At 64.9% G+C, this 23,052-nt stretch carries 26 protein-coding genes and 1 pseudogene; 16 read left to right on the plus strand and 11 right to left on the minus strand.

The genetic code is table 11. From position 1 onward, the window contains the following. Nucleotides 1-183: 183 nt before the first annotated feature. Both J2R80_RS22475 and J2R80_RS22480 read left to right on the plus strand, forming a co-directional pair. The gene (locus J2R80_RS22475) at nucleotides 184-1,275 is read left to right on the plus strand and encodes a transporter (RefSeq protein ID WP_253639446.1); all 1,092 of its coding nucleotides are present in this window, start codon (nucleotides 184-186) and stop codon (nucleotides 1,273-1,275) included. 640 nt (nucleotides 1,276-1,915) lie between these two features. Further along, nucleotides 1,916-2,041 (plus strand): annotated as a pseudogene (locus J2R80_RS22480) (IS5/IS1182 family transposase); the annotation flags it as partial. 232 nt (nucleotides 2,042-2,273) lie between these two features. Here the strand turns inward: J2R80_RS22480 and J2R80_RS22485 are convergent. Both J2R80_RS22485 and J2R80_RS22490 read right to left on the minus strand, forming a co-directional pair. Further along, complete coding sequence (locus J2R80_RS22485) at nucleotides 2,274-2,699, minus strand: universal stress protein (RefSeq protein ID WP_016840840.1); 426 nt, start codon at nucleotides 2,697-2,699, stop codon at nucleotides 2,274-2,276. A 157-nt stretch (nucleotides 2,700-2,856) separates the two neighbouring features. Beyond that, a complete protein-coding gene (locus J2R80_RS22490; protein ID WP_253639447.1) occupies nucleotides 2,857-3,399 on the minus strand; it encodes a histidine phosphatase family protein in 543 nt (180 codons plus the stop codon). Between the two features lie 95 nt (nucleotides 3,400-3,494). Here J2R80_RS22490 and J2R80_RS22495 point away from each other — a divergent pair, with 95 nt between their 5' ends. The 5 genes from J2R80_RS22495 (at nucleotide 3,495) to J2R80_RS22515 (ending at nucleotide 11,399) form a co-directional block, all read left to right on the plus strand. After that, nucleotides 3,495-4,991 carry an FAD-binding oxidoreductase gene (locus tag J2R80_RS22495; RefSeq protein ID WP_253639448.1) on the plus strand — a complete coding sequence of 499 codons (1,497 nt, stop codon included), beginning with the start codon at nucleotides 3,495-3,497 and terminating at the stop codon, nucleotides 4,989-4,991. A 76-nt stretch (nucleotides 4,992-5,067) separates the two neighbouring features. Continuing rightward, complete coding sequence (gene msrB, locus J2R80_RS22500; RefSeq protein WP_057016674.1) at nucleotides 5,068-5,568, plus strand: peptide-methionine (R)-S-oxide reductase MsrB; 501 nt, start codon at nucleotides 5,068-5,070, stop codon at nucleotides 5,566-5,568. 183 nt (nucleotides 5,569-5,751) lie between these two features. After that, nucleotides 5,752-7,584, plus strand: coding sequence for a flagellar hook-basal body complex protein (locus J2R80_RS22505; RefSeq protein ID WP_057016673.1), 1,833 nt, complete (start codon nucleotides 5,752-5,754; stop codon nucleotides 7,582-7,584). Nucleotides 7,585-7,630: 46 nt separating this feature from the next. Beyond that, nucleotides 7,631-9,508, plus strand: a complete 1,878-nt coding sequence (gene flgK / locus J2R80_RS22510) for a flagellar hook-associated protein FlgK (protein ID WP_168855002.1) — start codon at nucleotides 7,631-7,633, stop codon at nucleotides 9,506-9,508. Nucleotides 9,509-9,515: 7 nt separating this feature from the next. Continuing rightward, nucleotides 9,516-11,399, plus strand: coding sequence for a flagellar protein (locus J2R80_RS22515; protein ID WP_253639449.1), 1,884 nt, complete (start codon nucleotides 9,516-9,518; stop codon nucleotides 11,397-11,399). 136 nt (nucleotides 11,400-11,535) lie between these two features. On the opposite strand, the gene flbT is transcribed toward J2R80_RS22515, so the two are convergent. Together flbT and J2R80_RS22525 are read right to left on the minus strand one after the other, a co-directional pair. Beyond that, nucleotides 11,536-11,967: a flagellar biosynthesis repressor FlbT gene (gene flbT / locus J2R80_RS22520; protein ID WP_028337700.1), complete on the minus strand. Its 432-nt coding sequence runs from the start codon at nucleotides 11,965-11,967 to the stop codon at nucleotides 11,536-11,538. 227 nt (nucleotides 11,968-12,194) lie between these two features. Continuing rightward, on the minus strand, nucleotides 12,195-12,347 hold the full coding sequence (locus J2R80_RS22525; protein ID WP_159109478.1) for a hypothetical protein: 153 nt from the start codon (nucleotides 12,345-12,347) through the stop codon (nucleotides 12,195-12,197). Between J2R80_RS22525 and J2R80_RS22530 the strand changes: the two genes are divergently transcribed. The 3 genes from J2R80_RS22530 (at nucleotide 12,334) to J2R80_RS22540 (ending at nucleotide 14,470) form a co-directional block, all read left to right on the plus strand. After that, nucleotides 12,334-13,503, plus strand: a complete 1,170-nt coding sequence (locus J2R80_RS22530) for a flagellin (RefSeq protein WP_253639450.1) — start codon at nucleotides 12,334-12,336, stop codon at nucleotides 13,501-13,503. The genes J2R80_RS22525 and J2R80_RS22530 overlap by 14 nt on opposite strands. Nucleotides 13,504-13,710: 207 nt before the next feature. Next, nucleotides 13,711-14,076, plus strand: coding sequence for a flagellar biosynthesis regulator FlaF (gene flaF / locus J2R80_RS22535; RefSeq protein WP_016846762.1), 366 nt, complete (start codon nucleotides 13,711-13,713; stop codon nucleotides 14,074-14,076). A gap of 28 nt (nucleotides 14,077-14,104) precedes the next feature. After that, a complete protein-coding gene (locus J2R80_RS22540; protein ID WP_016846761.1) occupies nucleotides 14,105-14,470 on the plus strand; it encodes a hypothetical protein in 366 nt (121 codons plus the stop codon). A gap of 18 nt (nucleotides 14,471-14,488) precedes the next feature. Here the strand turns inward: J2R80_RS22540 and J2R80_RS22545 are convergent, their stop codons facing one another. The 4 genes from J2R80_RS22545 to J2R80_RS22560 all read right to left on the minus strand — a co-directional run bounded on the left by J2R80_RS22545 (nucleotide 14,489) and on the right by J2R80_RS22560 (nucleotide 17,039). Beyond that, the gene (locus J2R80_RS22545) at nucleotides 14,489-14,875 is read right to left on the minus strand and encodes a hypothetical protein (protein WP_076825676.1); all 387 of its coding nucleotides are present in this window, start codon (nucleotides 14,873-14,875) and stop codon (nucleotides 14,489-14,491) included. Between the two features lie 160 nt (nucleotides 14,876-15,035). Beyond that, entirely contained in the window at nucleotides 15,036-15,539 is a 504-nt protein-coding gene (locus tag J2R80_RS22550; protein WP_229191934.1) for a hypothetical protein, read from the minus strand. A 19-nt stretch (nucleotides 15,540-15,558) separates the two neighbouring features. After that, entirely contained in the window at nucleotides 15,559-15,915 is a 357-nt protein-coding gene (gene flgJ, locus J2R80_RS22555; RefSeq protein ID WP_168854999.1) for a flagellar assembly peptidoglycan hydrolase FlgJ, read from the minus strand. Next, nucleotides 15,915-17,039: a flagellar basal body P-ring protein FlgI gene (locus J2R80_RS22560; protein ID WP_038385504.1), complete on the minus strand. Its 1,125-nt coding sequence runs from the start codon at nucleotides 17,037-17,039 to the stop codon at nucleotides 15,915-15,917. The genes flgJ and J2R80_RS22560 overlap by 1 nt, the downstream gene beginning before the upstream one ends. A 268-nt stretch (nucleotides 17,040-17,307) precedes the next feature. Here J2R80_RS22560 and J2R80_RS22565 point away from each other — a divergent pair, with 268 nt between their 5' ends. Further along, entirely contained in the window at nucleotides 17,308-17,721 is a 414-nt protein-coding gene (locus J2R80_RS22565; RefSeq protein ID WP_253639451.1) for a flagellar assembly protein FliX, read from the plus strand. Nucleotides 17,722-17,772: 51 nt separating this feature from the next. Here the strand turns inward: J2R80_RS22565 and J2R80_RS22570 are convergent, their stop codons facing one another. After that, nucleotides 17,773-18,159 (minus strand): helix-turn-helix domain-containing protein, encoded by a 387-nt coding sequence (locus tag J2R80_RS22570; RefSeq protein ID WP_028337693.1) that lies wholly within the window; start codon nucleotides 18,157-18,159, stop codon nucleotides 17,773-17,775. A gap of 104 nt (nucleotides 18,160-18,263) precedes the next feature. Between J2R80_RS22570 and J2R80_RS22575 the strand changes: the two genes are divergently transcribed. From J2R80_RS22575 to J2R80_RS22585, 3 genes are all read left to right on the plus strand, one after another. Beyond that, complete coding sequence (locus J2R80_RS22575; RefSeq protein WP_057016668.1) at nucleotides 18,264-18,875, plus strand: NAD(P)-dependent oxidoreductase; 612 nt, start codon at nucleotides 18,264-18,266, stop codon at nucleotides 18,873-18,875. A 209-nt stretch (nucleotides 18,876-19,084) separates the two neighbouring features. After that, on the plus strand, nucleotides 19,085-19,450 hold the full coding sequence (gene dksA, locus J2R80_RS22580; RefSeq protein ID WP_170991616.1) for an RNA polymerase-binding protein DksA: 366 nt from the start codon (nucleotides 19,085-19,087) through the stop codon (nucleotides 19,448-19,450). Nucleotides 19,451-19,688: 238 nt separating this feature from the next. Continuing rightward, nucleotides 19,689-20,495: a phytanoyl-CoA dioxygenase gene (locus tag J2R80_RS22585; RefSeq protein WP_253623683.1), complete on the plus strand. Its 807-nt coding sequence runs from the start codon at nucleotides 19,689-19,691 to the stop codon at nucleotides 20,493-20,495. 30 nt (nucleotides 20,496-20,525) lie between these two features. Here J2R80_RS22585 and J2R80_RS43755 read toward each other — a convergent pair whose 3' ends face one another. Next, nucleotides 20,526-20,738: a winged helix-turn-helix transcriptional regulator gene (locus J2R80_RS43755; protein ID WP_371852102.1), complete on the minus strand. Its 213-nt coding sequence runs from the start codon at nucleotides 20,736-20,738 to the stop codon at nucleotides 20,526-20,528. After that, nucleotides 20,732-20,953 (minus strand): hypothetical protein, encoded by a 222-nt coding sequence (locus J2R80_RS43760; RefSeq protein ID WP_200844524.1) that lies wholly within the window; start codon nucleotides 20,951-20,953, stop codon nucleotides 20,732-20,734. Before J2R80_RS43760 ends, J2R80_RS43755 begins: the two co-directional genes overlap by 7 nt. A 98-nt stretch (nucleotides 20,954-21,051) precedes the next feature. On the opposite strand from J2R80_RS43760, the gene J2R80_RS22595 reads away from it, so the two are divergent. Beyond that, nucleotides 21,052-22,080: an aldehyde reductase gene (locus J2R80_RS22595; RefSeq protein WP_253639452.1), complete on the plus strand. Its 1,029-nt coding sequence runs from the start codon at nucleotides 21,052-21,054 to the stop codon at nucleotides 22,078-22,080. 108 nt (nucleotides 22,081-22,188) lie between these two features. Further along, complete coding sequence (locus J2R80_RS22600) at nucleotides 22,189-22,974, plus strand: 2-keto-4-pentenoate hydratase (RefSeq protein WP_057016665.1); 786 nt, start codon at nucleotides 22,189-22,191, stop codon at nucleotides 22,972-22,974. The last annotated feature ends 78 nt before the right edge of the window (nucleotides 22,975-23,052 follow it).

The raw sequence follows: 23,052 nt of genomic DNA on the forward strand, positions 1-23,052 counted from the left end.
GAGAGTCCTGATGACTATGCAAAAAGTGCCAAGGTTGTGGCGTCATAGACACAACCTTCCAATAAACCTCCGGCTGAACTCAAGTGTGCCGAATTCGCGTGGACGAACGGCGGCGTCAGCTTATTCTTTCCGAATTTCTACCCCGCCGGCAATGGTGGGATCGCGAGAGTCGGGGAATCGGCGATGCGGCGCTTTAAACCGAATTTGGGACGCAGATTTTTTTCGCGGTGGCGTTTGAGTGTTGGGGCGCTTGCCGCTCTGCTGGTGCTTTCCACCCAACCGGCTCGCGCCGATGAAAATGGCATCAGCTTTTGGATACCCGGATTTTTTGGCAGCCTCGCGGCCGTTCCGCAGCAGGCGCCGGGCTGGTCGGTGACCACGGTTTATTATCACACCTCCGTTTCCGCCGGCGGCGACGTGGCGCGGTCGCGCGAAATCACGCTTGGTCGCTTTCCCGCGAATCTGACGGCCAACGTCAACGCGAGCGTCAATGCGAATGTGAACCTTGGACTTGTCGCCGGGACCTATACCTTTGCAACGCCGGTGCTGGGCGGTCAGGCCTCTGCCAGCCTGTTGGCGACCTACGGCTCCAACTCCACGTCGCTGGCGGGATCGCTCGTTGGGACGTTGACAGGACCGGGCGGCGGCACGTTCCCCTTCTCCCGGTTTGACAGCATCGACAGCTCGCTCATTGCATTCGGCGACCTGATCCCGCAGTTCGCGCTGCGCTGGAATGCCGGTGTCAACAATTACATGACGTACGTTACCGCCGACCTTCCGGTCGGCGCCTATCAGTCGGGCCGCCTGGCGAATCTGGGGCTTGGGCACTGGGCGGTCGACGCGGGCGGCGGCTACACCTATTTCGATCCAAAGACCGGGCATGAATTTTCGACGGTGCTGGGATTCACCTACAACTTCGTCAACCCCTCCACCCAATATCAAAGCGGCGTCGACATGCACCTCGACTGGGGCGCATCGCAATTCCTGACCAAGCAGTGGCAGGTCGGCCTCGTCGGTTACCTCTATCAGCAGCTCGGCTGCGACAGCGGCTCCGGCGATCGCGTCGGCTGCTTCCGGTCGCGCGTGGCCGGTGTCGGCCCGCAGGTCGGCTACATTTTCCCGGTCGGAGACATGCAGGGATATCTGAACCTGAAGGGCTATGGCGAATTCGCCAATGAAAATCGGCCAGCAGGCTGGAACGTCTGGCTGACGTTCAATCTTCAGCCCGCGGCGCCAACGCCGCCCACATCCACAAGGCCGAGATTCACGAAATAGCAGCGCCGGTAACGCTGCCACCGGCGCCGTGCTGAAGGCTCAATCTCGCGCGGCGGTAGCGACGCAATCAGCCAATGGACACTCCGCGAGCGTGCGGACATGTCCGGGTTGGGGCCAAAACAGGGACATCAACAGGACGATGCCAAAGCCACGGCAGCTTGTCGGCGGCCATAGCCTGATGCGCTTTTCGCTTGCCTTGATTGCGGCGCTTCAAACCCGATTCACTGTCCCGGCCATAAAGCCGATAAACGATCCGGTGAAGAAAGAGGCACTAAGCATCATTAGACTGCCCGTCACGGAGAGAACAAGCTTGTCTTGAACAAAATGAAGTACGATCCACCCCAGCAGCATGCAGATTAGCCCGCAGCCTGCCGGCCACGTCGCACGCCGCCGAACTGCGAGCCGCTGGGCCGGGCCAAGCAGCTCGGAGTTCCGTGATAGATTCCAGGATCGGCGAAACGACACCTCGAAACTCAAGGCTACCACGATCAGACAAGCCGTGAGGAAGTAACCAGACATTACCCTTGGTGCCAACCGTTACCATCTTGAAGGACACGGGCGAGACAATAGCGTGGCTTGATTGCCTCAACCTTAAGGAGATAGCATCGGACCACTATTCCAAACTCGTCAGCGAAGTCCGCTCAAGCACTGCCGGCGTGTGGCAACGCGCTACGACAAACGCGCTGCCAACTGCCTCGGGTTCGTCCAACTCGCGTCAATCCGGCTGTGGCTACGCGCTAATGAGTCCACGTCCTGGTTGGATTAAAGCAGGCTGAGATTAGGCTGCGCCCGCAAATTGGGCGCGTTCCCTTTCCCGCCTGCGACGTGTAGGGCGAGGGGACGTGGGCGCAATTTCGGAATATTAGAAGAATATTCCTGAGTTGCCCGACGTGTCAAGTCGCCCTGGCCGAGCGCCGGCAGCCGCCGGCTACTTTGCATGGGGTTGTTTTCGATATTTTGGCAGCGCCTCCTGCGACGGCCCCATAACTCATTCTGCTTTAGTGCCGCACCACCAGCACCGAGCATTTGGCGTAGCGCACCACGTGCCCGGCATTCGAGCCGAGGAAGTAGGTGCGCATCGCCGGCCGGTGCGAGGTCATCACGATCAGGTCGGCCTTCATGGTCGCCGCCTCTTCGAGGATCTCGTGATAGATGCCGCCTTGGCGGACCACGCCCGAGATGCGGGAGGGTGCGATGCCGGATTCGCGCGCGACGATCGCAAGCGCCTCTTCCGACGTCTCACGCTGCTGGCTGTCGAAATCCGCCGGCACGTATTCGGCGAGCATCACTGGCGTCATCGGCAGCACGTTGAGCAGACGCACCGTCCCGTTCCATGTTTGCGACAATGTTGCAGCGGTTGCGATCGCCGGTTTCGCCAGGTCGGTATCGGCGAGGTCGATCGGAACGAGAATGGACTTGTACATCTGCGCCTCCTGTCCGCGATTGGTCTGGAGCCGTTTGGTCCCTGTGCCCGGGACGCGCGCCTTCTTTTTCTTGAAGTCGGTCTGGTATCGACGCGAACCGGTCCCCCTGTCGCGCAGACGTCAATATAGCATGGCGGCGCGGCGCTGTCCGCTTGCGTCAGCTGCGCGAGGCCTGCTTCAACAGTTTAGGGCTGACGAACAAGACGAGCTTGCCGCGCCGGAACGAGACGTCGTTCCAGTCGTCGGTCGCGAAGTCGAAGACGGCGAGCCCCGAGGTCGGCAGATTGTCGCCGAGCGCGCGCTTTGCGGCCTCGTCGCCGCTGCCGGTCAAGGTCAGCGCGAGTTCGTGCATGCCGGGATTATGGCCGATCAGCATCAGCCGCTTCGGATCGGTGACCGAAGCCATCCGGATCGCGGTCAGCAATTGCGCCGGATCGGCGCCGTAGAGGTCTGGCACGAATTCGACTTTCGGCGCAGGCCCGGCGCCCTTCAGCACCTCGCGCACGATCTCCCAGGTCTGCCTGGTGCGGGCTGCCGGCGAGACCAGCGCCAGATTGGGCAGGGGTGGATGACGGGCGATCCAGCCGCCGATCTCCGCTGCGTCGCGGTGGCCGCGCTCGTCGAGACGGCGGTCCTGGTCGTGCCCCGAAGGCGCGTCGTGTTCGGTCTTGGCGTGACGCAGCAGCAGCAAACGGCGCATGGACTTCCATTCTCGATTCGGTCAGGTCGAATTAATTCTACAGGCTCATGCCCTGGACAAGGTGACAAGCGCCGCAGCGGTCCGTAAGAAACGCCATGAGCGAGAGTTCCACAAGTGCGGCGGACGGCCCCGATCAGGCGGCCTCGCCGTTCCGCGACCGTCTGGCGTTCGACCTCGACGTCGACATTTGCGTGGTCGGGGCCGGGCTTGCCGGCCTGACCGTGGCGCGTGAGGCGGCGCGGCTCGGTGCGAGCGTTGCGGTGCTCGAGGGCCGCCAGATCGGCTGGAACGCCTCCGGTCATCATCTCGGCACCGTGATGCCGGGATTCGGCCTGCCGATATCAGATGTGATCGAGCGCGTCGGCCTCGACGATGCCCGCGAATTGTGGGCGCTGTCGAAGGAGGGCGCCGACTATGTCCGCGCCACCGCTACCGAAGATTTGATCCCGGGCATCAAGCCGAGCGATGGCGCGCTGGAAGTCTCCAATGTCGATGTCGGCGAGGCGCTGATCGGCCGTCTGCAGACGCTGGGCGAGGATTTCGCGACCGAGGTCGAGGGCTGGCAGGTCGATCGCGTGCGCAGCGTGCTCAGGACCGGCCGCTATTTCCACGGCATCTATTATCCGAAGGCGTTCCAGATCGATGGCCGCAAATATGTGCACGGCCTCGCCGCGCTGGCGACGCGGGCTGGCGTGCGGATCTTCGAGGAGACGCCGGTCGTCAGCATCGATTTTTCCGGCATCCGCAAACGCATCGTGACGCCGACGGCGCGGCTGCGGGCCAACCATATTGTCCTCGCCGGCAATATCCATCTCGGTGCGCCGTTGAAGCGGCTGTCCGATACGCTGCTGCCGGTGTGGCGCTACGCGGCATTGACCGAGCCGCTCGGGGAGCGGCTGGCGGAGTCCATCGCCTTTCCCGGCTCGGTCGTCGACAGCGACGGCATCGACCATTTCCGTGTCGTCGATGGCGATCGGCTGCTGTGGGCCAGCCCCGAGACCACCTGGGACGCACGGCCGGAGCGCCTCAGCTCGGCGGTGCAGCGCCGCGTCGCCACGGTGTTTCCGCAACTCGGCAAGGTTCCGGTCGCGGAGATGTTCGGCGGCGCGGTCGGCGTTACCGTGCACGGTATGCCGCAGATCGGCCAGTTGCGCCGAGGCCTGTGGGTGGCGAGCGGCTTCGGCCGGCAGGGACTCAACACCTCGGCGCTCGCCGGGCAGCTGATCGCGCGCAGCATCCTGTGGGGTGACGATCGTTGGCGGCTGTTTTCGCCGTTCGAGCTGGTCTGGGCCGGCGGCACCACCGGCCGCGTCGCCGGTCATTTCGTCAGCCTGTGGGCGAGGGGGGCCTCGTCCGTGGCGGGTGTTCTGGCGCGCTACCGCGAGGGTGCGCGTGCGAAGGAGCGCCTGCGCGAGGCGCGGCTCGCCGAGGCCAATCTCAGGGCGGGAACCCGGGGACCCGCACTCCGCCGTCCACCCCCGTCGGCTGTGCGGCCGGCGCGTCCGCCCGCGCCCAGGCAGATCGAGGACGGCGAGGCGCCGTATCCGGATGCCTCGCAAGAAAGTGAGCGGATCTCCGACGGGCGGATGTAACGTCCGCCGGCGGGATTCGTATCTGTTGACGAACCTCGGGGCACGCCCCCTGAGCCGTCCGCACCGGAGATGATTGATGATCGATCGCCGCATCCTGCTTGCTTCCGTCGCCGGCCTGTTCGGCTTCGCCGCCTTCCGCTGGCTGCGCGCCTCGCCGGCGCAGGCCGCCGAGAAATTCGAGATCGAGAAGACCGACGCCGAATGGCGCGCCCAGCTGACGCCGCAGCAATACGAGATCCTGCGCAACCAGGGCACCGAGCGGCCGGGATCGAGCCCGCTGCTCAAGGAGCACCGCAAGGGCACCTTCGCCTGCGCCGGTTGCGACCTGCCGCTGTTCTCGTCCGAGACCAAGTATGAGAGCGGCACCGGCTGGCCGAGCTTCTACAAGCCGCTGGACAATGCGGTCGGCACGACGTCGGACCGCACCTTCGGCATGGTGCGCACCGAGGTGCATTGCCGCCGCTGCGGCGGCCATCTCGGCCACGTCTTCGACGACGGCCCGAAACCGACCGGGCTGCGCTACTGCATGGACGGTTTCGCGCTGGTATTTCACCCGGCGGCGCCATCGGCGACCTGACATTCCTTCCCGGCAATTGTTGCCGCTCCCGGCAAATGTGCCCCGGTCGAACGACCGGGGCATTTTTTTCAAGCGGATGATTTTGTTACGTTTTGTTTCGTGGCACGACCTTTGCGACATGCTCCGCCGATGCGGCCATTCCTGTGATTGCCAGCCGCCGGGAATCGAATTGGAGAACATGTCATGGGTATCTTCGGCGCTCTCACGACGGCTGTCGGTGGCTTGCGCGCGGGGTCGTACGCGCTCGAAAACATCTCCGGCAACATCGCCAACTCGCAGACCACCGCCTTCAAGCGCATCGATACCTCATTCCTTGACCTCGTGCCGCAGACCGCGCTGACCGCGCAACTTGCCGGCGGCGTCACCGCGCAGTCCCGTTCGACCAACTCGGTGCAGGGCGACGTCCAGTCGGCATCGGTCGCGACCTTCATGGCGATCAACGGCAACGGTTTCTTCGCGGTGCAGAAGCCCGGCAGCTTCACCGACGGCGCCCCGGTGTTCGACGGCGTCGACCGCTATACCCGCCGCGGCGATTTCCAGCTCAACAAGGACGGCTATCTCGTCAACGGTGCCGGCTACTATCTCGAGGGCGTGCCGATCGACCCGACCACCGGCAACCCGGCGGGCTCATCGCCGCAGGTGCTGCAATTCAAGAACGACTTCCTGCCGGCGCAGCAGACCACCAAGATCGACTATCGCGCCAACCTCGCGTCCTATCCCTTGACCACCGCGCACGACACTTCGGTTCCCGGTTCCGAGCTGATCCGGCCGGGCGCGTTCAGCAGTGGAAACAATCCGTTGGTGCTGGGCACGCCGGCTGCGCCGTATACCGATTCCGCGATCACCGGCACCGCGCAAAACAACAAGGCGACGCCGTCGGTGGCCATTACCGCCGCGACCCTGCTTTCGGGCGCAGCCGGCACCGATTCGATCAATACCAACTTCAGCGCCGGCTCTGCGGGCCCGCCCGTCGTGCCCGCCGACACGATCACGGTCAACGGCACCGTCATCACCTTTGTGGCGTCGGGGGCGACCGGCAACCAGCTCAACGTCACCGATAGCATCGGAACGCTGCTTGCGAAGATCGACGCGATCACCGGTACCACGACGCCATCGACGATCAGCGGCGGCAAGATCACCCTGCACTCCGGCAAATTGGCCGATCTCAACGTGACGAGCTCGAACGCGACCGCCTTTGCGGCGCTCGGCTTCACCGGGTCGGCGGTTGCGGTTCGCGGCGGCGGCGGCACGGTCGGCACCGGCCAGGTTATCGGCAACGACAACTCGACCTTCCTGAACGAATCCGTCTCGGGCGGCGCCGTCACGGCCTACGACGTGTCGGGCGCGCCGGTGAACCTGCAATTCCGCTGGGCCAAGACCGACAGCTCCTCGCTGGGCAGCGGACATACCGACACCTGGAACCTGTTCTATCAGGTCAATCCCAATGCGACCGGCACGCAGGTCTCGTGGCAGAACGTCAACGTCAACTTCACCTTCGCCTCGAACGGCCAGATGTCGCCGGCGATCTCCTCGGTGGCGCTCACCAATGCCGTCGTCAACGGCGTGTCGCTCGGCAGCCCCGTGATCAATTTCGGCTCCGGTGGCGTGACCCAGTTCGCCGACGCCAACGGCAACGTTCAGGTGAACCAGATCCAGCAGGACGGTTTCCCCGCCGGCCAGCTGCAGTCGGTCAGCGTCTCGACTAACGGTCGCATCGTCGGCAACTACACCAACGGCCGCAACATCGACCTCGCTGAAATCTCGGTGGCGACCTTCAACGGCACCAACTTCCTCAAGCGCATCGACGGCGGTGCGTTCGAGGCAACCGACGAGTCCGGCGCGGCGCTGTTCGGCAAGGCCGGCACCATCGTCGGCTCCTCGCTCGAGAGCTCGAACACCGATATTGCCGACGAATTCACCAAGCTGATCGTGACCCAGCAGGCCTATTCGGCGAACACCAAGGTGATCACCACAACCAATTCGATGGTGCAGGATCTCCTGAACGTGGTGCGCTGATCGCATCGTTGCTGCACGTGTGAAGAAGTAAAGGCGAGTACACATCATGGGTTTGAGCCAAGCCCTCTCCACCGCGATGTCGGGCCTGCGCGCCACGCAGGCCTCGCTCTCGCTCGTGTCGTCGAACGTCGCCAACGCGGAGACGCCCGGCTACGTCAGGAAGACGCTCAACCAGGTCACCGGCACCACCGGCCAGTACGGATCGAGCGTCCTCATTACCGGCGTCAACCGCCAGCTCGACGAATTCCTGCAGACCCAGCTTCGCACCGAGACGTCGGGCGCGGCCTATGCCGACGTCCGCTCGGATTTCCTGGCCAATCTGCAGGGCGTGTACGGCAATCCCGACTCCACCGGCACGATCGAGGACGCCTACAACAAGTTCCTGACCGCGCTGCAGGGGCTGTCGACCAGCCCGGAATCGCAGTCGGCCCGCATCGGCGTGATCAATGCCGCGCAATCGATGGCGCAGCAGCTCAACGCGACTTCGCAGGGAATCCAGACGCTGCGCGCCAACGCCGAGGCCGGCATCAGCGACTCCATCAACAGCGCCAACAATGCGTTGCAGCAGATTGCGCGCCTCAATGTCCAGCTGGCGGCCAATGGCGGCACGACCGATGCCTCGACCGCGGCATTGCTCGATCAGCGCGACCGTTACGTCACGCAGCTCTCGCAGCTGATGGACATCCGTACCGTCACCAACAGCCAGAACCAGGTGAGCGTGTTCACCAATTCCGGCGTGCAGCTGGTCGGCACCGAGGCCGCGACGCTCAGCTTCAACGCCCAGGGCACGATGACGCCCAACACGTTGTACAATACCGACCCGACCAAGAGCACGGTCGGCACCATCACCATCACGTTCCCGCATGGCGGCACCTATGACATGGTGTCGACCAACTCGATTCGCTCCGGCAAGATCGCCGCCTATCTCGAGTTGCGCGACAACACGCTGGCGCAGGCCCAGACACAGATCGATCAGTTCGCGGCCGCGATGTCGAGCGCGTTGTCGGACAAGACGACCGCGGGCACCGCGGCGACGGCGGGGGCGCAGTCCGGCTTCGACCTCGACCTCTCGGGGCTGCAGAACGGCAACACCATCCACGTCTCCTACAAGGACAACACCACCGGCCTCACGCATAATCTGTCGATCATTCGCGTCGACGATCCGAACGTGCTGCCGCTGAGCAATACCGCGACCGTCGATCCGAACGACGAGGTGCTGGGCATCGATTTCTCAGGCGGCATGAGCTCGGTGCTGTCGCAGCTCAACGGCGCACTCGGCGGAACCGGCCTGCAATTCTCCAATCCGTCCGGGTCGACGCTGCGCGTGCTCGACGACGGCGCCGTCAACAAGGCCGATGTGACCGCGGCGTCGGTCACGTCGACGGTTTCGTCGCTGACCTCGGGCGATCCGCACCTTCCGCTGTTCACCGACAATGGCGGACTCTACACCGGCGCGATCACCGCGAACGGCTCGCAGACCACCGGCCTTGCCGCGCGCATCAGCGTCAACACCGGCCTGATCGGCGATCCCTCGCGCATGGTGGTGTACTCGACCAATCCGCAGACGCCGGCCGGCGACACCACGCGCGCCAACCTCGTTCTGAACCAGCTGTCGAACGCCTCGTACAGCTATTCGCCGCAGACCGGCCTTGGCACGTCAGGCGCGCCGTTCACCGGCACGCTGCTCAACTTTGCCAAGCAGTTCATCAGCCAGCAGGGCGAGTCGGCGACCGCCGCCAAGCAACTGGCTGACGGCCAGGACGTCGTGCTGAACACGCTGCAGACCAAGATGGACTCGACCTCCGGCGTCAACATGGACGAGGAGATGGCGCATCTGCTTTCGCTGCAGAACGCCTATTCCGCCAATGCGCGCGTGATGTCGTCGATCAAGCAGATGTACGACGCGCTGCTGCAGCTCACGTGAGGGTAACATGTCGATCGACGGCGTAAGCGGCAGAACTTCCTATATCGGCACCACGATCCTCAACCTGCGGAATCAGCTCAATGACCTGACGACGCAGCTTGCGACCGGCAAGGTATCGACGACCTATGCGGGGCAGGGGCTCGATCGCGGTTTCGCGCTCAGCCTGCGCGCGCAGATCAGCGGCATCAACGCATTCTCCGATACCGCCACCAACCTCAACACGCGCCTGAGTGTCGCTAACCTCACCCTGCAGGGCCTGTCCGACGTCGGGACCCAGGTGAAGAACGCCGCGACGACGGCGACGCTGACGCTCAACGACAGCGGCCAGACCTCGGGCCAGATCACGGCGCAGGCGGCCTTCGCCAACGCGGTCGCGATGCTGAACAGCCAGTCGGGCGACCGCTATCTGTTCTCCGGCCGCGCGATGGATACGCCGGCCACGGTGTCCGCCGATACCATGCTCAAGGGCACGGCTACCCAGGCCGGCCTCACGCAGCTCATCAATGAGCGCAAGCAGGCCGATCAGGGCGCCGGCATGATGGGGCGCCTGAGCGTCTCGTCGCCGCCGGCGACCACGACGGTCACGAGTATCGCCGAGGACGGCTCGCCGTTCGGCCTGAACCTCTTGTCGGTGCAGTCGTCGTTGACGGGTGGCGCCACGGTGACGCAGCCGACCGGCACGCCGAAGTCGGCGTCGGTCGATCTCGGCGCCGTCAATCCGAAGGACGGCGACAAGATCAAGTTCAACTTCACGCTGCCCGACGGCACCACCGAAGCGATCGAACTCACGGCGACGACGACGAACCCGCCGCCCGCCGGTTCGTTCCTGATCGGCGCCGACACCGCGGCGACGACGGCCAACCTGCAATCGACGCTGACCTCGTCGATCAAGACGTTGAGCGACACGTCGCTGGTCGCGGCGTCCGCGGTGGCGGCGTCGAACAATTTCTTCAATCCGGTCGCAACCGTCTCGGGTGCGGCGGTCAACAACCAGAACACGCCGCCGGCGCCGATCAGCGGCGCCACGGCGCTGTCGGGGACGGCGGGCACCGACTCGCTGTCGACGAGCTTTGCCGCCGGCGATACCATCACGGTGAACGGCACGCCGATCACCTTCGTGGCCTCGGGCGCCACCGGCAACCAGGTCAACGTCACCGACAGCGTGCAGACGCTGATGGCCAAGATCGACCAGATCAGCGGCACCAAGAACCCGTCGACCATCAGCAACGGCGCGATCACCCTGCACGGCGCCGACGGCGAGAGCCTGTCGATCTCGAGCTCCAACACCGCCGCGCTCGGCGCGCTCGGCATCGCCAACAACACCACCGCAGCGCCGGCGCCGCTCAGGGTAGGAGGACCGCCGTTCGACACCGCGACCAACCTGGTCGCGGGCACGCCCGGCAACACCGTCTACTGGTACACCGGCGAGAATGGCCCGGGGTCGGCGCGCGGCACCGCGGTCGCCCAGGTCGATCAGTCGATCACCGTGCAGTATGGCGCGCGCGCCAACGAGCAGGCCTTCCGCTATTTGCTGCAGAACGTCGCGGTGTACGCAGCCGTCACCACCAATGCCAGCAACCCGAATGCGAGCGCGCAGGTGACGGCGCTCGCGCAGCGCGTGAGCGGCAACCTCGCCCCGCAAAACGGTCAGCAGCAGATCCAGGACGTGCAGGCCGAGTTCGCCGGTGCCCAGACCGCGACCAAGGCGGCCACCGATCGGCAGACCCAGCTGAAGGGGATGGCGGAAACGATGCTCGACTCGGTCGAGGGCGTCAATCAGGACGAGGTCGCGACCAAGATCCTGGCGCTGCAAACCAGCTTGCAGGCGTCGTACCAGACCACGTCGATGCTGTATCAGACGACGCTCCTGAAATACCTGCCGATCAGCTGATCGCGCGCTCCTGAACTCCAGCCAGCAAAAAGGCCTCCGCGCGGAGGCCTTTTTCGTTGAGGCGAGTGGGGCTGGAGCGTTTTCAAGCGAAGCGGACGCCGGTTCGCGCAAAGAAAACGCGTCAAAACAAGAAGCTCTACGCGCTCTTGCGTGTGTCGTCCCGCTCGGCGTTCTGCTGGTCGCGCGCGGTTTCCAGCAGCTTCTCTTCGTGTGCGATCAGCTTCTTGGATTCCTTCAGCGCGTGATAGAGGTCGCCGTTGAGGATGAAGTTGTTGACGCTTTCGATGAAGGGCCATGCGCTCGGCATCGCGGTGATGATGTCGCGCACCAGACTGAAATAGGTCGGGTGGTGCGCCATCGGGTCCGGCGATAGATACATCAGCTGCACGGCGAGATAGATCAGCTTCGCCGGCGTGTCCGCGGTCTCGGGCGTCAGGATATCCTTCTCGCGCAGGATCGGGATGCGGTCGCCGTCGATCAGCAGGCGGGCGCGCTGGTCGGTGTTGGTGATCACGCAATTGCCGACGATGATGCGTTCGTTCGGTTTGAGTTCGACCTTCAGGGCCATGACCGTTCTCCTTTGCCTGCAGTCGCGCGATGTCTTCGCTGGCGGAGCGAAGTGGTTCGGCACTGCTTAGCAGCCGCCGTTGCGGGCAGGGGCCGATGCGACAGCGATCCTTTCCCATGATGGTTAATGCTTGGTGAACGAGGGGCGGGCGCTAGCGTCGTTATCTAGCCGGAATTGTCAGTCGTCTCAGTAGTTTTCGGGGCGAACCTCGCCCAATGGTGACAATTTTATTCTTCGGCTTTTGTCTCAAATACCGTGCCGGAGATTTCTTTTTCCTTCGCGGCCAGACCGCAGGATCGGCCATCCGCCCGATCAGAAAGGATTGGAGCGGCTTTTTCCTCAGTTTCACACCAGAAAGGTATGAAAATGTCCGATATCATTCTCTCCTCCTCCGTTCGCCAGAACCTCCTCTCCCTCCAGTCCACCGCCGATCTGCTCTCCACGACGCAGAACCGCCTTGCCACCGGCAAGAAGGTCAACACGGCGCTCGACAACCCGACCAACTTCTTCACCGCGCAATCGCTCGACAACCGCGCCAGCGACATCAACAACCTGCTCGATGGCATCGGCAACGGCGTGCAGGTGCTGCAGGCCGCCAACACCGGCATCACCTCGCTGCAGAAGCTGGTCGATACCGCGAAGTCGATCGCCAACCAGGTGCTGCAGAGCCCGACCGGCTACACCACCAGGTCGCAGGTCACTTCGACTGCGGCGCTCGGCGGCACGTCTGCCAACCTCGTCGACGGCACCACGATCAAGAGCGGTGACGTGCTGGCGATCGCGGCTTCGGCCGGCCAACCCGCCTTCAGCTTCACCTTCGGGGCCAGCACGTCGCTGGCGCAGCTGAACACGTCGCTGGCGGCCAGCAACCTGACGGCGAGCCTCGACAGCTCCAACAAGCTTGTCATCACCACGACCAATGACGCGGCGTCCTCGACGATCGGTGCGGTGACCTTCACCAACACCGGCGGCGGCACCGCGACGTTCAGCGCGGCCGGCACGGCCCCGGTCGCCGACCAGGCCTCGCAGTCGGCGCGTGCCGCTCTGGTGACGCAGTACAACAACACCATCGCGCAGATCACGACCACGGCGCAGGACGCCTCGTTCAACGGCATCAACCTGTTGAACGGCGACAGCCTGAAGCTGACCTTCAACGAGACCGGAAGGTCGACGCTGAGCATCACCGGCGTCACCTTCAATGCCAGCGGCCTCGGACTGAAGGCGCTGACCGCCGGCACCGACTTCCTCGACAACAACTCGGCGAACAGCGTCATCTCGTCGCTGAGCTCGGCGAGCTCCGCGTTGCGCAGCGAAGCCTCGACGCTGGGTTCGAACCTGTCGATCGTGCAGATCCGTCAGGACTTCTCGAAGAACCTGATCAACGTGCTGCAGACCGGTTCGTCCAACCTGACGCTGGCCGACACCAACGAGGAAGCGGCCAACAGCCAGGCGCTGTCGACCCGCCAGTCGATCGCGGTCTCCGCGCTGGCGCTCGCCAACCAGAGCCAGCAGAGCGTGCTGCAGCTGCTCCGCTAAGCGCGCCGGCAAGTGCTTCGAGAACGGCGGGGGAAACCCCGCCGTTTTCTTTTGTCTCCGGGATATTACGGTGTCTGTCCATGCCGTCAGAACGACGCATTTCGTAACGCCTGCTAACCATATTTAAAGGCGCCGGATGCATAAATATCGGGCGCTAGAATTGCGTCTTCGCGGCTCGAGAAATCCGCATCCCATCGAGGTCATTGAATGTCGAATGCAGCCCAGGCCTACGCTCGTACCTCCACGACGACGGCGTCCCCACGTGAAATCGAAGCGCAGGCGCTGTTGAAGGCCGCGCGGCAGCTGCAGGAAGTCCAGACGAACTGGAACGGTCCCGACAAGGCGCTCGATCACGCGTTGCTGTTCAACCGCCGGCTGTGGTCGATCTTTCTCAGTGCCGCGCAGGGCGACGACAATCCGCAGCCGCTCGAGATTCGCCAGAACATCGCCAATATCGGCGTGTTCGTGATGAAGCAGACCGTCGACATCCAGATGAATCCGGATCCGGCGAAACTGAAGTCGCTGATCGATATCAACTGCAATATCGCTGCCGGCCTCTCGGGTCGCGGCTGATCGATCGATTCCTGACGGAGCCCTCGGCATGGCCGACGTGTTGAGCATCCTGTCGGCCAACTACAAGGCCGCCGGCCTGACGGTCCCGTCGAAGACGCCCTATGTGGCCGTCGATCCGAACCTCTATGAGGGCAGCTGGAGCGGCAAGTACGCCAACAACAAGTCGTTCAACATCTCGGTGTCGAACGTCGATGGCTTCCGCGCCAAGGTCCACTACCAGAGCGACGGCACCAGCAAGTATCAGGACGTGCTGATCAAGGATGGCGGGTTCCGGATCGGCGATACCAAGTTCGCGCTGGTGCAGCAGGGGACGGCGTTGATCGCCAATGTCGTCACCGATCCGGCCACCGGGGCGACCTATCTCGACAAGGCCTACGCCACGCAGAAGACCTGAGCGGTCGTTGCTCCGCGTCTAGGCGCGACGATCGGTGGCGCGCACCCGCGTCGGCGCGTCCTTGCTGAGATCGAGCGCGTGGAAATAGGCGCGGCGGCGCAATACGGCTTCTTCCGGAAACTGCCTCACCACCAAATTCGTGCGATTATCGACCACCTGATAGACCACGGCGCGCGCGTCGCGGTCGATGATGACCTGGTCGCTGACCGACGGAGCCTGGTTTGAAATCGATGCGTTGACGGCGTCGGGATCGATGGTGACGCGCACGCTCGGCTCCGGAGCGGTGACGCTCTGGCTCGCCGGCAGTTCAGTCTTGACCGCCTTCTGCGCCGTATCGCTCGTGGGAGAGACCATCGGCGCCGCGACCGGTGCCCCCACCGGCTTGATGTTGAAATCTGTACTCATGGCAGCCTCGTAGTGCACAGGCACTAGTTTGCTTGAGTCAAATCCCAACCCCTCACGGTCCGCAACTCTACGGGGAACCTCTCAACAGGCTGTTAGAAAACACGCTGAATGCCGCGCTGCCTGGGCGGCGTCGAATTGAGCTAAATTGTAGGCGTAGGCGTCAGAGCGTGCGGCTGACCGCGATCGGCGTCATGTTGCGCGGGCCCGGCGTGGCGCGCTGTCCGCTTGCGGTATAGGTGTTCGGAATGTTGCGGCGCTGCACCTCGGCATTGACGCCGCGCACGATGCCTTCGGAGACGGCGTGCGCCGTTGCGAGCACGGTCAAATTGACCTGCAGCATGGCGCGGAATGTCTCGTGATGACGGCGCAGTGTCGCGAGCAGCTCGGGATCGGTCTGCGACAGCATCTTCTGCATCGATTTCAGATGCTCCACCGCGAGCATGTAGCGCCGCGACAGCTCGGACTTCTGCGGCTCGAGCCGCATGCTCTCGCGGATCTTGCCGGCGCGGACGAACTCGGTCTCCTGCTCGATCACGGCAAGCAGGCCGCTCATCACCTCGGTCAGCTCGTTGGCGAGACGCGCGACGTCCGGCGGCGTCGACGTCGCGGACCGCGCGGCGGGGGCGGATGCTACTGGCCGCGGCTGCTGTGGACGCTGGTTCATCGCGCTGCTCCTTGAAACCCTAGCCCTTGTTCGCCTGCTGCAGGATCAGCGAGCGGAACACTTCGTTGGAAATGCCGACGCCGCCAGCCTTGGCGAAATTCTTCGAGTATTCGTCGGTCAGCATCGACCGCCATGCGCCGGTGCCGACGGTGTCGCCGTACGGGCCATCGCCCTTCAGGCCGGTCGTCATCTGCGAGAACATCGAATTCAGGAACATCGATTCGAAATCGGTCGCGGTCGCCTTCGCCTTGGCGGCCTGCTGCGGCGTCACCTTCTTCAGCGCGTCCTGCAGTACGGGATCGGGGCGGCCGTTGAACATCGGCATCAACGCCTTGTTCGGCATGCTGCCGGTGGTGCTGTTGATCAGGCTCGCCATCACATCACCTCGATGTCGGCTTCGATCGCGCCGGCGGCCTTGATCGCCTGCAGGATGCTGATGAGGTCGCGCGGTCCGATGCCGAGGCCATTGAGGCCGTCGACCAGCTGCTGCAGCGAGACGCCGTCCTTGACCACTGCGAACTTCTTGCCGTCCTCGCTGACGCCGACGCTGGTGCGCGGCGTCACGACTGTCCGGCCGCGCGACAGCGGATTGGGCTGGCTGACCTGCGGACTCTCGGAGATCGAGACGGTGAGATTGCCCTGCGCGACCGCGACGGTGGCGACGCGAACGTCGCGGCCCATCACGATGATGCCGGAGCGCTCGTCGATCACGATCTTGGCCACCAGATCGGGATCGACCTGCAGCTGCTCGATCTCGGTCAGGAAGGCGACGACGTTGCCCTTGAACTCCGTCGGGATCGCAAGCTGCACCGTGGAGGGATCGATCGGCTCGGCGGTCTTGACGCCGAGATAGTCATTGACCGCAGCGGCGATCCGCTTGGCGGTGGTGAAGTCGGCGTTGCGCAGCGCGAGGCGCACATTGGGCAGGCGGTTGAGCGCGAACTCGATCTCGCGCTCGATGATGGCGCCGTTGGCGATCCGGCCGACGGTCGGCACGCCGCGCACGACGCTGGCGGCGGCACCTTCGGCCGCGAAGCCGGCGACCGCCACCGATCCCTGCGCCACCGCATAGACATTGCCGTCGGCGCCGAGCAGCGGGGTGACGAGCAGGGTGCCGCCCTGCAGGTTCTTGGCATCGCCGAGCGCCGAGACGGTGACGTCCATGCGCGTGCCCTGGGTGCCGAACGCCGGCAGATTGCCGGTCACCATCACCGCGGCGACGTTGCCGGTGCGGATGGTGGCGCCGCGGATGTTGACGCCCATGCGCTCGAGCATCGCTTGCAGCGATTGCTTGGTGAAGGGGATGTTGTTGAGCGTATCGCCGGTGCCGTTGAGGCCGACCACGAGGCCGTAGCCGATCAGCTGGTTCTGGCGCACGCCCTCGATATTGGCGAGATCCTTGATCCGCGACGTCGCGGCCGCCGGCATGACGGAGGCCGCCAGCGCCAGCAGCGCGGCGCAGGCCACTCCGAACAGATTTGCGATGCGGATGCCGGGCATCCCGATGCTCCCCTCGAACTGAACTCGCGGATCGCGCGACACTCCCATGACGGCGATCCGCCATTAACCATGCGAGCTGCGTGCCACTCTGCTTCGCTTGGGCAATGTGTTGATATATTTATCGAAATTGTCGGGTCGTCATTTTGCTCCGGTTCGCCAGGGAGCGCGAAACTGCCGCGCGGCGGCAGAAATTGCCGGGTCGTTTACGCGCCGTTAACCATAAAACAGCGATGCTCGGCCCATTCAGGCCTGCGGGATCATCACGACGATGCGCATCTACGGACCGAACGGCACCACGCTTGGCACGTCCACCAGCGCCTCGCGGCGCGCCTCGTCGAGCGGCTTCTCGCTGCCGGATGCGACGACCGCGCAGGAGGAGGTCCGCTCCACCGCGGCGCCGAAGGCCGCCGCCAGCCTCGATGCGCTGCTCGCGCTGCAGGGCGTCGAGGACCCGACCGAGCGCCGCAAGCGCTCGGTGGCCCGCGGCAAGGGCGCGCTCGACGTGCTCGATGCGCTCAAGCTCGGTCTGCTGTCCGGCAATTTCGATTCCTCCACGGTGAACCGGCTGCGTGACGCCGCGGCGAGCCTGAAGGAATCCTCCGGCGACCCCGGCCTCGATGCCGTGCTCGGCGAGATCGAACTGCGCGTCGAGGTCGAGCTCGCCAAGGCCGGGCAATACTAGGCTCCTCCCGATCAACTCACCTGTCCGACGCCGCCGGTGCCTGCAGGTGCCTCAGGCCGCCAGCGCCTTGCGCTGCGCGTCGTAGCGGCGCTGCGCGGCCAGCACGTCCTTCAGATTCCGTTCGGCCCAGTCGCGCAGCGGATCGACGGCTTCGGCGAGCGTCGATCCGAGCGGCGTGATTGAATACTCCACCGTCACCGGCACCGTTGCGATCGCCCGGCGGCGCAGCAGCCCGTCGCGCTCCAGGCTTTTCAGCACCTGCGACAGCATCTTCTGCGAGATGCCTTCGATCGCGCGTCGGAGCTGGTTGAAGCGCATCGGCTCGCTGCGCAGCAGCAGCAGGATCAGCACCGCCCATTTGTCGCCGACCCGGTCGAGGATCTGGCGCGTCGGGCAATTGGCGGCATAGGCGTCCGGCTTGAGGCTCGTGGCTTTCATCGCGGTTACTCCGGCGTGATCAGGTGAGGCGAGAGTGCCTTCTTCACACCTACATCCTTTTCGCTATCTAGTCACCATTGGAAACCATCAATCGGAGACTTGAGATGAAGATCGCCATCGCCGGCGCGTCCGGCCAGGCCGGCTCGCGCATCACCGCGGAACTCGCCCGCCGCGGCCACGCCGTCACCGCCATCGCCCGCAACCCTGAGAAGATCGCCAGCCTGCCCAATGTCGCCGCCCGCAAGGGTGACGCGAACGACCAGGCCGCCCTGGCCGCGCTGTGGGCCGGCCACGATGCCGCGATCAGCTCGATCCATTTCCTGGTCAGCGACCCCGCCAAGCTGATCGGGGCGGCCAAGGCATCCGGGGTCGGCCGCTATCTCGTGGTCGGCGGCGCCGGCAGCCTCGAGGTGGCGCCGGGCGTCCGCCTGGTGACCACCCCCAACTTTCCGCCCCAATACAAGGCCGAGGCCTCCAAGGGGGCTGAATTCCTCGACCTGCTGCGCCAGGAGAAGGACCTGAACTGGACCTTCTTGTCGCCCTCGGCGCTGTTCGTGGCCGGCGAGCGGACCGGCAAGTTCCGCCTCGGAACCGACCAGCTCCTGACCGCCGCCGACGGCAAAAGCTCGATCTCCTTCGAGGATTTCGCAGTTGCACTCGCCGACGAAATCGAGCGCCCGGCCCATATTCGCCGGCGTTTCACGGTCGGCTATTGAGGGGCAGGGCCGTCCCCGGGCAGGGCGGATAAGTTTGCCTGTGCAAGGCCTTGGGGGCGGCCCGCCTTTCGCGGTGGCAGATATTGTCTGTCACATGACGTGGCTATATAAGGCGCCGCGCGGAGGAGTTGTGTTCCCTCCGCCTGACAGGGACATGGCTGCCTTTGGAAAAGCTGAAGAACTACCGGCCGACTGAAAAAGAGCCTTTCATGAATGAGCGGCAGCGCGATTATTTCCGCGCCAAGCTGCTGGCCTGGAAGGATGAAATCCTCCGCGAATCGAAGGTCACGTTGCAGACGTTGCAGGAAGAGAACGTCAATCATCCCGACCTCGCGGACCGAGCGTCCTCGGAAACCGACCGCGCGATCGAACTTCGTGCCCGCGACCGTCAGCGCAAGCTGATCTCCAAGATCGACGCGGCGCTCCAGCGCATCGAAGACAACACCTACGGCTATTGCGAAGAGACCGGTGAACCGATCTCGCTGAAGCGGCTCGAAGCCCGCCCGATCGCAACGCTGTCGGTGGAGGCGCAGGAACGCCACGAGAAGCGCGAGAAGGTCTATCGCGACGAATAGTGGCGACGGATCGCCACGGATTGCTGCCGGCGCGTACCGGTTGTACGTTCGCGCCGCCATGATGACACGCACTCTCAGCATCGCTTCGGTGTTTTTGCTGGGCTGATCCCGCTTCCTCCTGGAAGCGCCGAGCGGCCCCACGAGCTTTCGCTCCTGGGATTCCAGTGAAACCGAATGAGCCGGTCAGGTTCCGCGCATCGCGGAGCATCGATGGCTGGCGACAGTTTGAGAGACAATCATGACCCATCGAAACGACGCGCGTGCGCTTGACGGCGCGCAGATCGAGCAATTCATCCAACAGGGCTTTGTCCGGATCGACAGCGCCTTTCCCCGGGAACTCGCCGACCGGGGACGCGCCATCATGTGGCGCGACCTGCCATGCAGCGAGCACGACCCTTTGACTTGGACCCAACCGGTGATCCGGTTGCCGGGCTACGGCGGTACGCCGTTTCGCGAAGCGATCAACACGCCGCTACTGCACCGGGCGTTCGATCAGATCGCCGGTCCCGGCCGCTGGCGTCCGCGCGACGACATCGGAACCTTTCCGGTGCGCTTCCCGCATCCGGACGATCCCGGCGATGCTGGCTGGCACATCGACGTCAGCTTCCCCGGCGAGGATTGCGACCCGAACGAGCGCAGCGACTTCTCCGCCTGGCGGGCCAATGTCGTCTCGCGCGGTCGGGCGCTGCTGATGCTGTTCCTGTTCTCCGACGTCGGCGAGGACGACGCGCCGACCCGGATCAGGGTCGGCTCGCATTGGCCGATGGCGCGCCACCTCGCGCCGGCGGGCGAGGCCGGGCGCGCACGCATGGTGCTCGACGATGTCGGCGCCGACTGCGAGGTCGCGCTCGCGACCGGGGAGGCCGGCACGGTCTATCTGTGCCATCCGTTGCTGGTGCATGCCGCGCAGAAGCATCGGGGCACGACGCCGCGCTTCATGGCCCAGCCGTCGCTCGCTGCCGGCGAACCGTACCGGCTGGAACGTGCGGACGGCGCGTATTCGCCGGTCGAGATCGCGATCCGAAAGGCGCTTGGCATGGAGTGATCGGACGCCGATCTGAAGGCGAGGCGATATTCAGGCCAACCCGGCTCCGAGTATCGCCTCGCTTGCCTCCGCCTGACGGCGCGGGCCGAACGTCTTCGACCATGCCAGCAATTCGCGGAAAGCCGGCGTCAGGCTCCAGGCCGAATCCGTCAGCTCGTATTCGACCTGCAGCGGCTTCTCGGCGAGCACCCTGCGCGCCACCAGGCCGTCGCGCTCGAGCTCGCGCAGCTGCGCAGTCAGCATGTGCTGGGTGATCGGCGCGAGCGCGCGGCGCAGCGCGCCGAACCGCACACGCCATTCATCAGCGTGAACAGGATCTCGAGCTTCCATTTCCCCCCGAGCGCATGGATCGCGTGCTTGAATTCGATCAGCACATTGGGGTCGGTGGGGCAGCTCTCGCATTCACCGCCGTCACACATATCGCTGGTATTGTTTTCCATACCGGTCTCGAATTTCATCCTACTTGTCCAAGATCAGATAGTGACCAGATGCGGCCTGTGCAGGGCGGGCAGTGCAATGTTGGGCCGATCCGCCGAACCATGAAGAGGGCAGGGACATGAGCACGGTTTTGGTCACAGGCGGATCGGGATTCATCGGCGTGCATACGATTCTGCAGCTGCTCGCCAACGGGCATGCGGTGCGAACGACGGTGCGCAATCCGGGTCGCAGCAACGACGTGATCGCGATGCTGCGCGAGGGTGGCGCGCTGGCGCCCGACCAGGTCGGCTTCGTCACCGCCGACCTGCTGCGCGACGACGGTTGGCGCGAAGCGGTCACCGGGTGCGACTACGTGCTGCATGTCGCATCACCGCTCGGCGCCCGTGTGCCCGAGGACGAGAACGAGCTGATCGTCCCGGCGCGGGAAGGCACGCTGCGGGTGTTGCGCGCCGCGCGCGACGCCGGCGTCAAGCGCGTGGTCGTGACGTCGTCGTTCGCGGCAATCGGTTACGGCCATCCGCCGCAGGCGGCGCCGTTCAACGAGACCGTATGGTCCAATCTCGATGGCGAGGGCGTGCAGGCCTATCCGAAATCCAAGACGCTGGCCGAGCGCGCCGCCTGGGATTTCGTGGCGCGCCAGGGCAATGGCCTCGAGCTTGCCGTGGTCAACCCCACCGCGGTGTTCGGCCCGGCGCTCGGTGCCGATTTCTCCGAGTCGATCGGCATCATCAAGGCGCTGCTCGACGGCGCGATGCCGGCGGTGCCGCGGATCCATTTCGGCCTCGTCGACGTCCGCGATGTCGCCGACCTGCATCTGCGCGCCATGATGTCGCCCGAGGCCAGCGGTGAGCGCTTCCTGGCGGTCGCCGGCGAGACCATGTCGATCCTCGGGGTCGCCCGAGTGCTGCGCGCAAAACTCGGCAGCAAGGCGCGGCGCGTGCCGCGGTTCCAGGCGCCGGACTGGATGATGCGGCTCGCCGCACGGCGCAACCCGATGGCCCGTGCCGCGCTGCCGCTGCTCGGCAAGGTGCGCCGCGCGACCAGCGCCAAGGCGCAGCACCTGCTCGGCTGGCGCCCGCGCGGCAATGAGGAGATGATCGTCGCGACCGCGGAGAGCCTGATCCGGCTCGGCCTCGTCAAGGCCTGACGGCAGCTCCCGTGCAGCGTGCTTGCCAGACGCGTCGGCGAGTGCTGAATTGCAGCGAGCAGACGGAGGCGCCACCGCGCCGCCGAGAACACCAGGGAGGCTGCGCAGATGGATCGGGTCCTCGCGGCCGCAAAGGCGATTGCCAGCGCGCGCCGCAGCCGGGCGCCGCTCAAGGCGCTTCCGAAGGACGTGGTGCCGCGCGACGAGGCCGAAGGCTATCAGGTGCAGTACGCGTTGCACGCTCTGATGCAGCCACACGTCGGCAGCCTCGTCGGCTACAAGATCGGCTGCACCAGCGCGGTGATGCAGGAATATATCAACATCCCGCACCCCTGCGTCGGTGGCGTGTTCGAGAAGGTCGTGCATGACAGCGGCGTGCGGCTGCCGGCGGCCGAGTTCGTCCATGTCGGCGTCGAGTGCGAGATCGCGGTGCGGCTCGCCCGCAATCTCGCTCCCAGCGAGGCGCCGTTCACCGCCGAATGGGTCGCGGAAGCGATCGATGCCTACTATCCCGCGATCGAGATCGTCGACGACCGCTACGTCAAATGGGAGACATTGGGCGCGCCGACGCTGATTGCCGACGACTTCTTCGCCGCCGGTTGCGTGCTCGGGGAGGAGGTGCCGCGCATCACCGTGCCCGATTTGCGCGCGGTCGCGGGACGCGCGATCGTCAACGGCAAGGAAGAAGGCCGCGGCACCGGCGCCGACGTGCTCGGGCATCCCCACAACGCGCTCGCCTGGCTCGCCAATCATCTCGCCACTGAAGGCCGTGGCTTGCATGCCGGCCAGATCGTACTGACTGGCAGCCTGGTCAAGACGGTGTGGCTGAACGCGGGCGACACGGTCGTGATGGAGCTCGACGGCCTCGGCAAGGTGGAAGCGGCCTTTACGTGAGGTGACGTTGTGCGAGCCTGCCTCCACATAAGGACGTCGTCCGTGCGAAAGCAGGGACGACACCGAGTGTGTTGCGCG

This window comes from Bradyrhizobium sp. USDA 4541 (assembly GCF_024171085.1).
GTDB classification, from domain to species: domain Bacteria; phylum Pseudomonadota; class Alphaproteobacteria; order Rhizobiales; family Xanthobacteraceae; genus Bradyrhizobium; species Bradyrhizobium australafricanum.

What these genes read in the sequence shown, in the direction of transcription:
- J2R80_RS22475 (WP_253639446.1), top strand. Translation starts at nt 184, where the DNA reads ATGCGGCGCTTTAAACCGAATTTGGGACGCAGATTTTTTTCGCGGTGG.
- J2R80_RS22485 (WP_016840840.1), bottom strand. Translation starts at nt 2,699, where the DNA reads ATGTACAAGTCCATTCTCGTTCCGATCGACCTCGCCGATACCGACCTG.
- J2R80_RS22490 (WP_253639447.1), bottom strand. Translation starts at nt 3,399, where the DNA reads ATGCGCCGTTTGCTGCTGCTGCGTCACGCCAAGACCGAACACGACGCG.
- J2R80_RS22495 (WP_253639448.1), top strand. Translation starts at nt 3,495, where the DNA reads ATGAGCGAGAGTTCCACAAGTGCGGCGGACGGCCCCGATCAGGCGGCC.
- msrB (WP_057016674.1), top strand. Translation starts at nt 5,068, where the DNA reads ATGATCGATCGCCGCATCCTGCTTGCTTCCGTCGCCGGCCTGTTCGGC.
- J2R80_RS22505 (WP_057016673.1), top strand. Translation starts at nt 5,752, where the DNA reads ATGGGTATCTTCGGCGCTCTCACGACGGCTGTCGGTGGCTTGCGCGCG.
- flgK (WP_168855002.1), top strand. Translation starts at nt 7,631, where the DNA reads ATGGGTTTGAGCCAAGCCCTCTCCACCGCGATGTCGGGCCTGCGCGCC.
- J2R80_RS22515 (WP_253639449.1), top strand. Translation starts at nt 9,516, where the DNA reads ATGTCGATCGACGGCGTAAGCGGCAGAACTTCCTATATCGGCACCACG.
- flbT (WP_028337700.1), bottom strand. Translation starts at nt 11,967, where the DNA reads ATGGCCCTGAAGGTCGAACTCAAACCGAACGAACGCATCATCGTCGGC.
- J2R80_RS22530 (WP_253639450.1), top strand. Translation starts at nt 12,334, where the DNA reads ATGTCCGATATCATTCTCTCCTCCTCCGTTCGCCAGAACCTCCTCTCC.
- J2R80_RS22525 (WP_159109478.1), bottom strand. Translation starts at nt 12,347, where the DNA reads ATGATATCGGACATTTTCATACCTTTCTGGTGTGAAACTGAGGAAAAA.
- flaF (WP_016846762.1), top strand. Translation starts at nt 13,711, where the DNA reads ATGTCGAATGCAGCCCAGGCCTACGCTCGTACCTCCACGACGACGGCG.
- J2R80_RS22540 (WP_016846761.1), top strand. Translation starts at nt 14,105, where the DNA reads ATGGCCGACGTGTTGAGCATCCTGTCGGCCAACTACAAGGCCGCCGGC.
- J2R80_RS22545 (WP_076825676.1), bottom strand. Translation starts at nt 14,875, where the DNA reads ATGAGTACAGATTTCAACATCAAGCCGGTGGGGGCACCGGTCGCGGCG.
- J2R80_RS22550 (WP_229191934.1), bottom strand. Translation starts at nt 15,539, where the DNA reads ATGAACCAGCGTCCACAGCAGCCGCGGCCAGTAGCATCCGCCCCCGCC.
- flgJ (WP_168854999.1), bottom strand. Translation starts at nt 15,915, where the DNA reads ATGGCGAGCCTGATCAACAGCACCACCGGCAGCATGCCGAACAAGGCG.
- J2R80_RS22560 (WP_038385504.1), bottom strand. Translation starts at nt 17,039, where the DNA reads ATGCCCGGCATCCGCATCGCAAATCTGTTCGGAGTGGCCTGCGCCGCG.
- J2R80_RS22565 (WP_253639451.1), top strand. Translation starts at nt 17,308, where the DNA reads ATGCGCATCTACGGACCGAACGGCACCACGCTTGGCACGTCCACCAGC.
- J2R80_RS22570 (WP_028337693.1), bottom strand. Translation starts at nt 18,159, where the DNA reads ATGAAAGCCACGAGCCTCAAGCCGGACGCCTATGCCGCCAATTGCCCG.
- J2R80_RS22575 (WP_057016668.1), top strand. Translation starts at nt 18,264, where the DNA reads ATGAAGATCGCCATCGCCGGCGCGTCCGGCCAGGCCGGCTCGCGCATC.
- dksA (WP_170991616.1), top strand. Translation starts at nt 19,085, where the DNA reads ATGAATGAGCGGCAGCGCGATTATTTCCGCGCCAAGCTGCTGGCCTGG.
- J2R80_RS22585 (WP_253623683.1), top strand. Translation starts at nt 19,689, where the DNA reads ATGACCCATCGAAACGACGCGCGTGCGCTTGACGGCGCGCAGATCGAG.
- J2R80_RS43755 (WP_371852102.1), bottom strand. Translation starts at nt 20,738, where the DNA reads ATGCTGACTGCGCAGCTGCGCGAGCTCGAGCGCGACGGCCTGGTGGCG.
- J2R80_RS43760 (WP_200844524.1), bottom strand. Translation starts at nt 20,953, where the DNA reads ATGAAATTCGAGACCGGTATGGAAAACAATACCAGCGATATGTGTGAC.
- J2R80_RS22595 (WP_253639452.1), top strand. Translation starts at nt 21,052, where the DNA reads ATGAGCACGGTTTTGGTCACAGGCGGATCGGGATTCATCGGCGTGCAT.
- J2R80_RS22600 (WP_057016665.1), top strand. Translation starts at nt 22,189, where the DNA reads ATGGATCGGGTCCTCGCGGCCGCAAAGGCGATTGCCAGCGCGCGCCGC.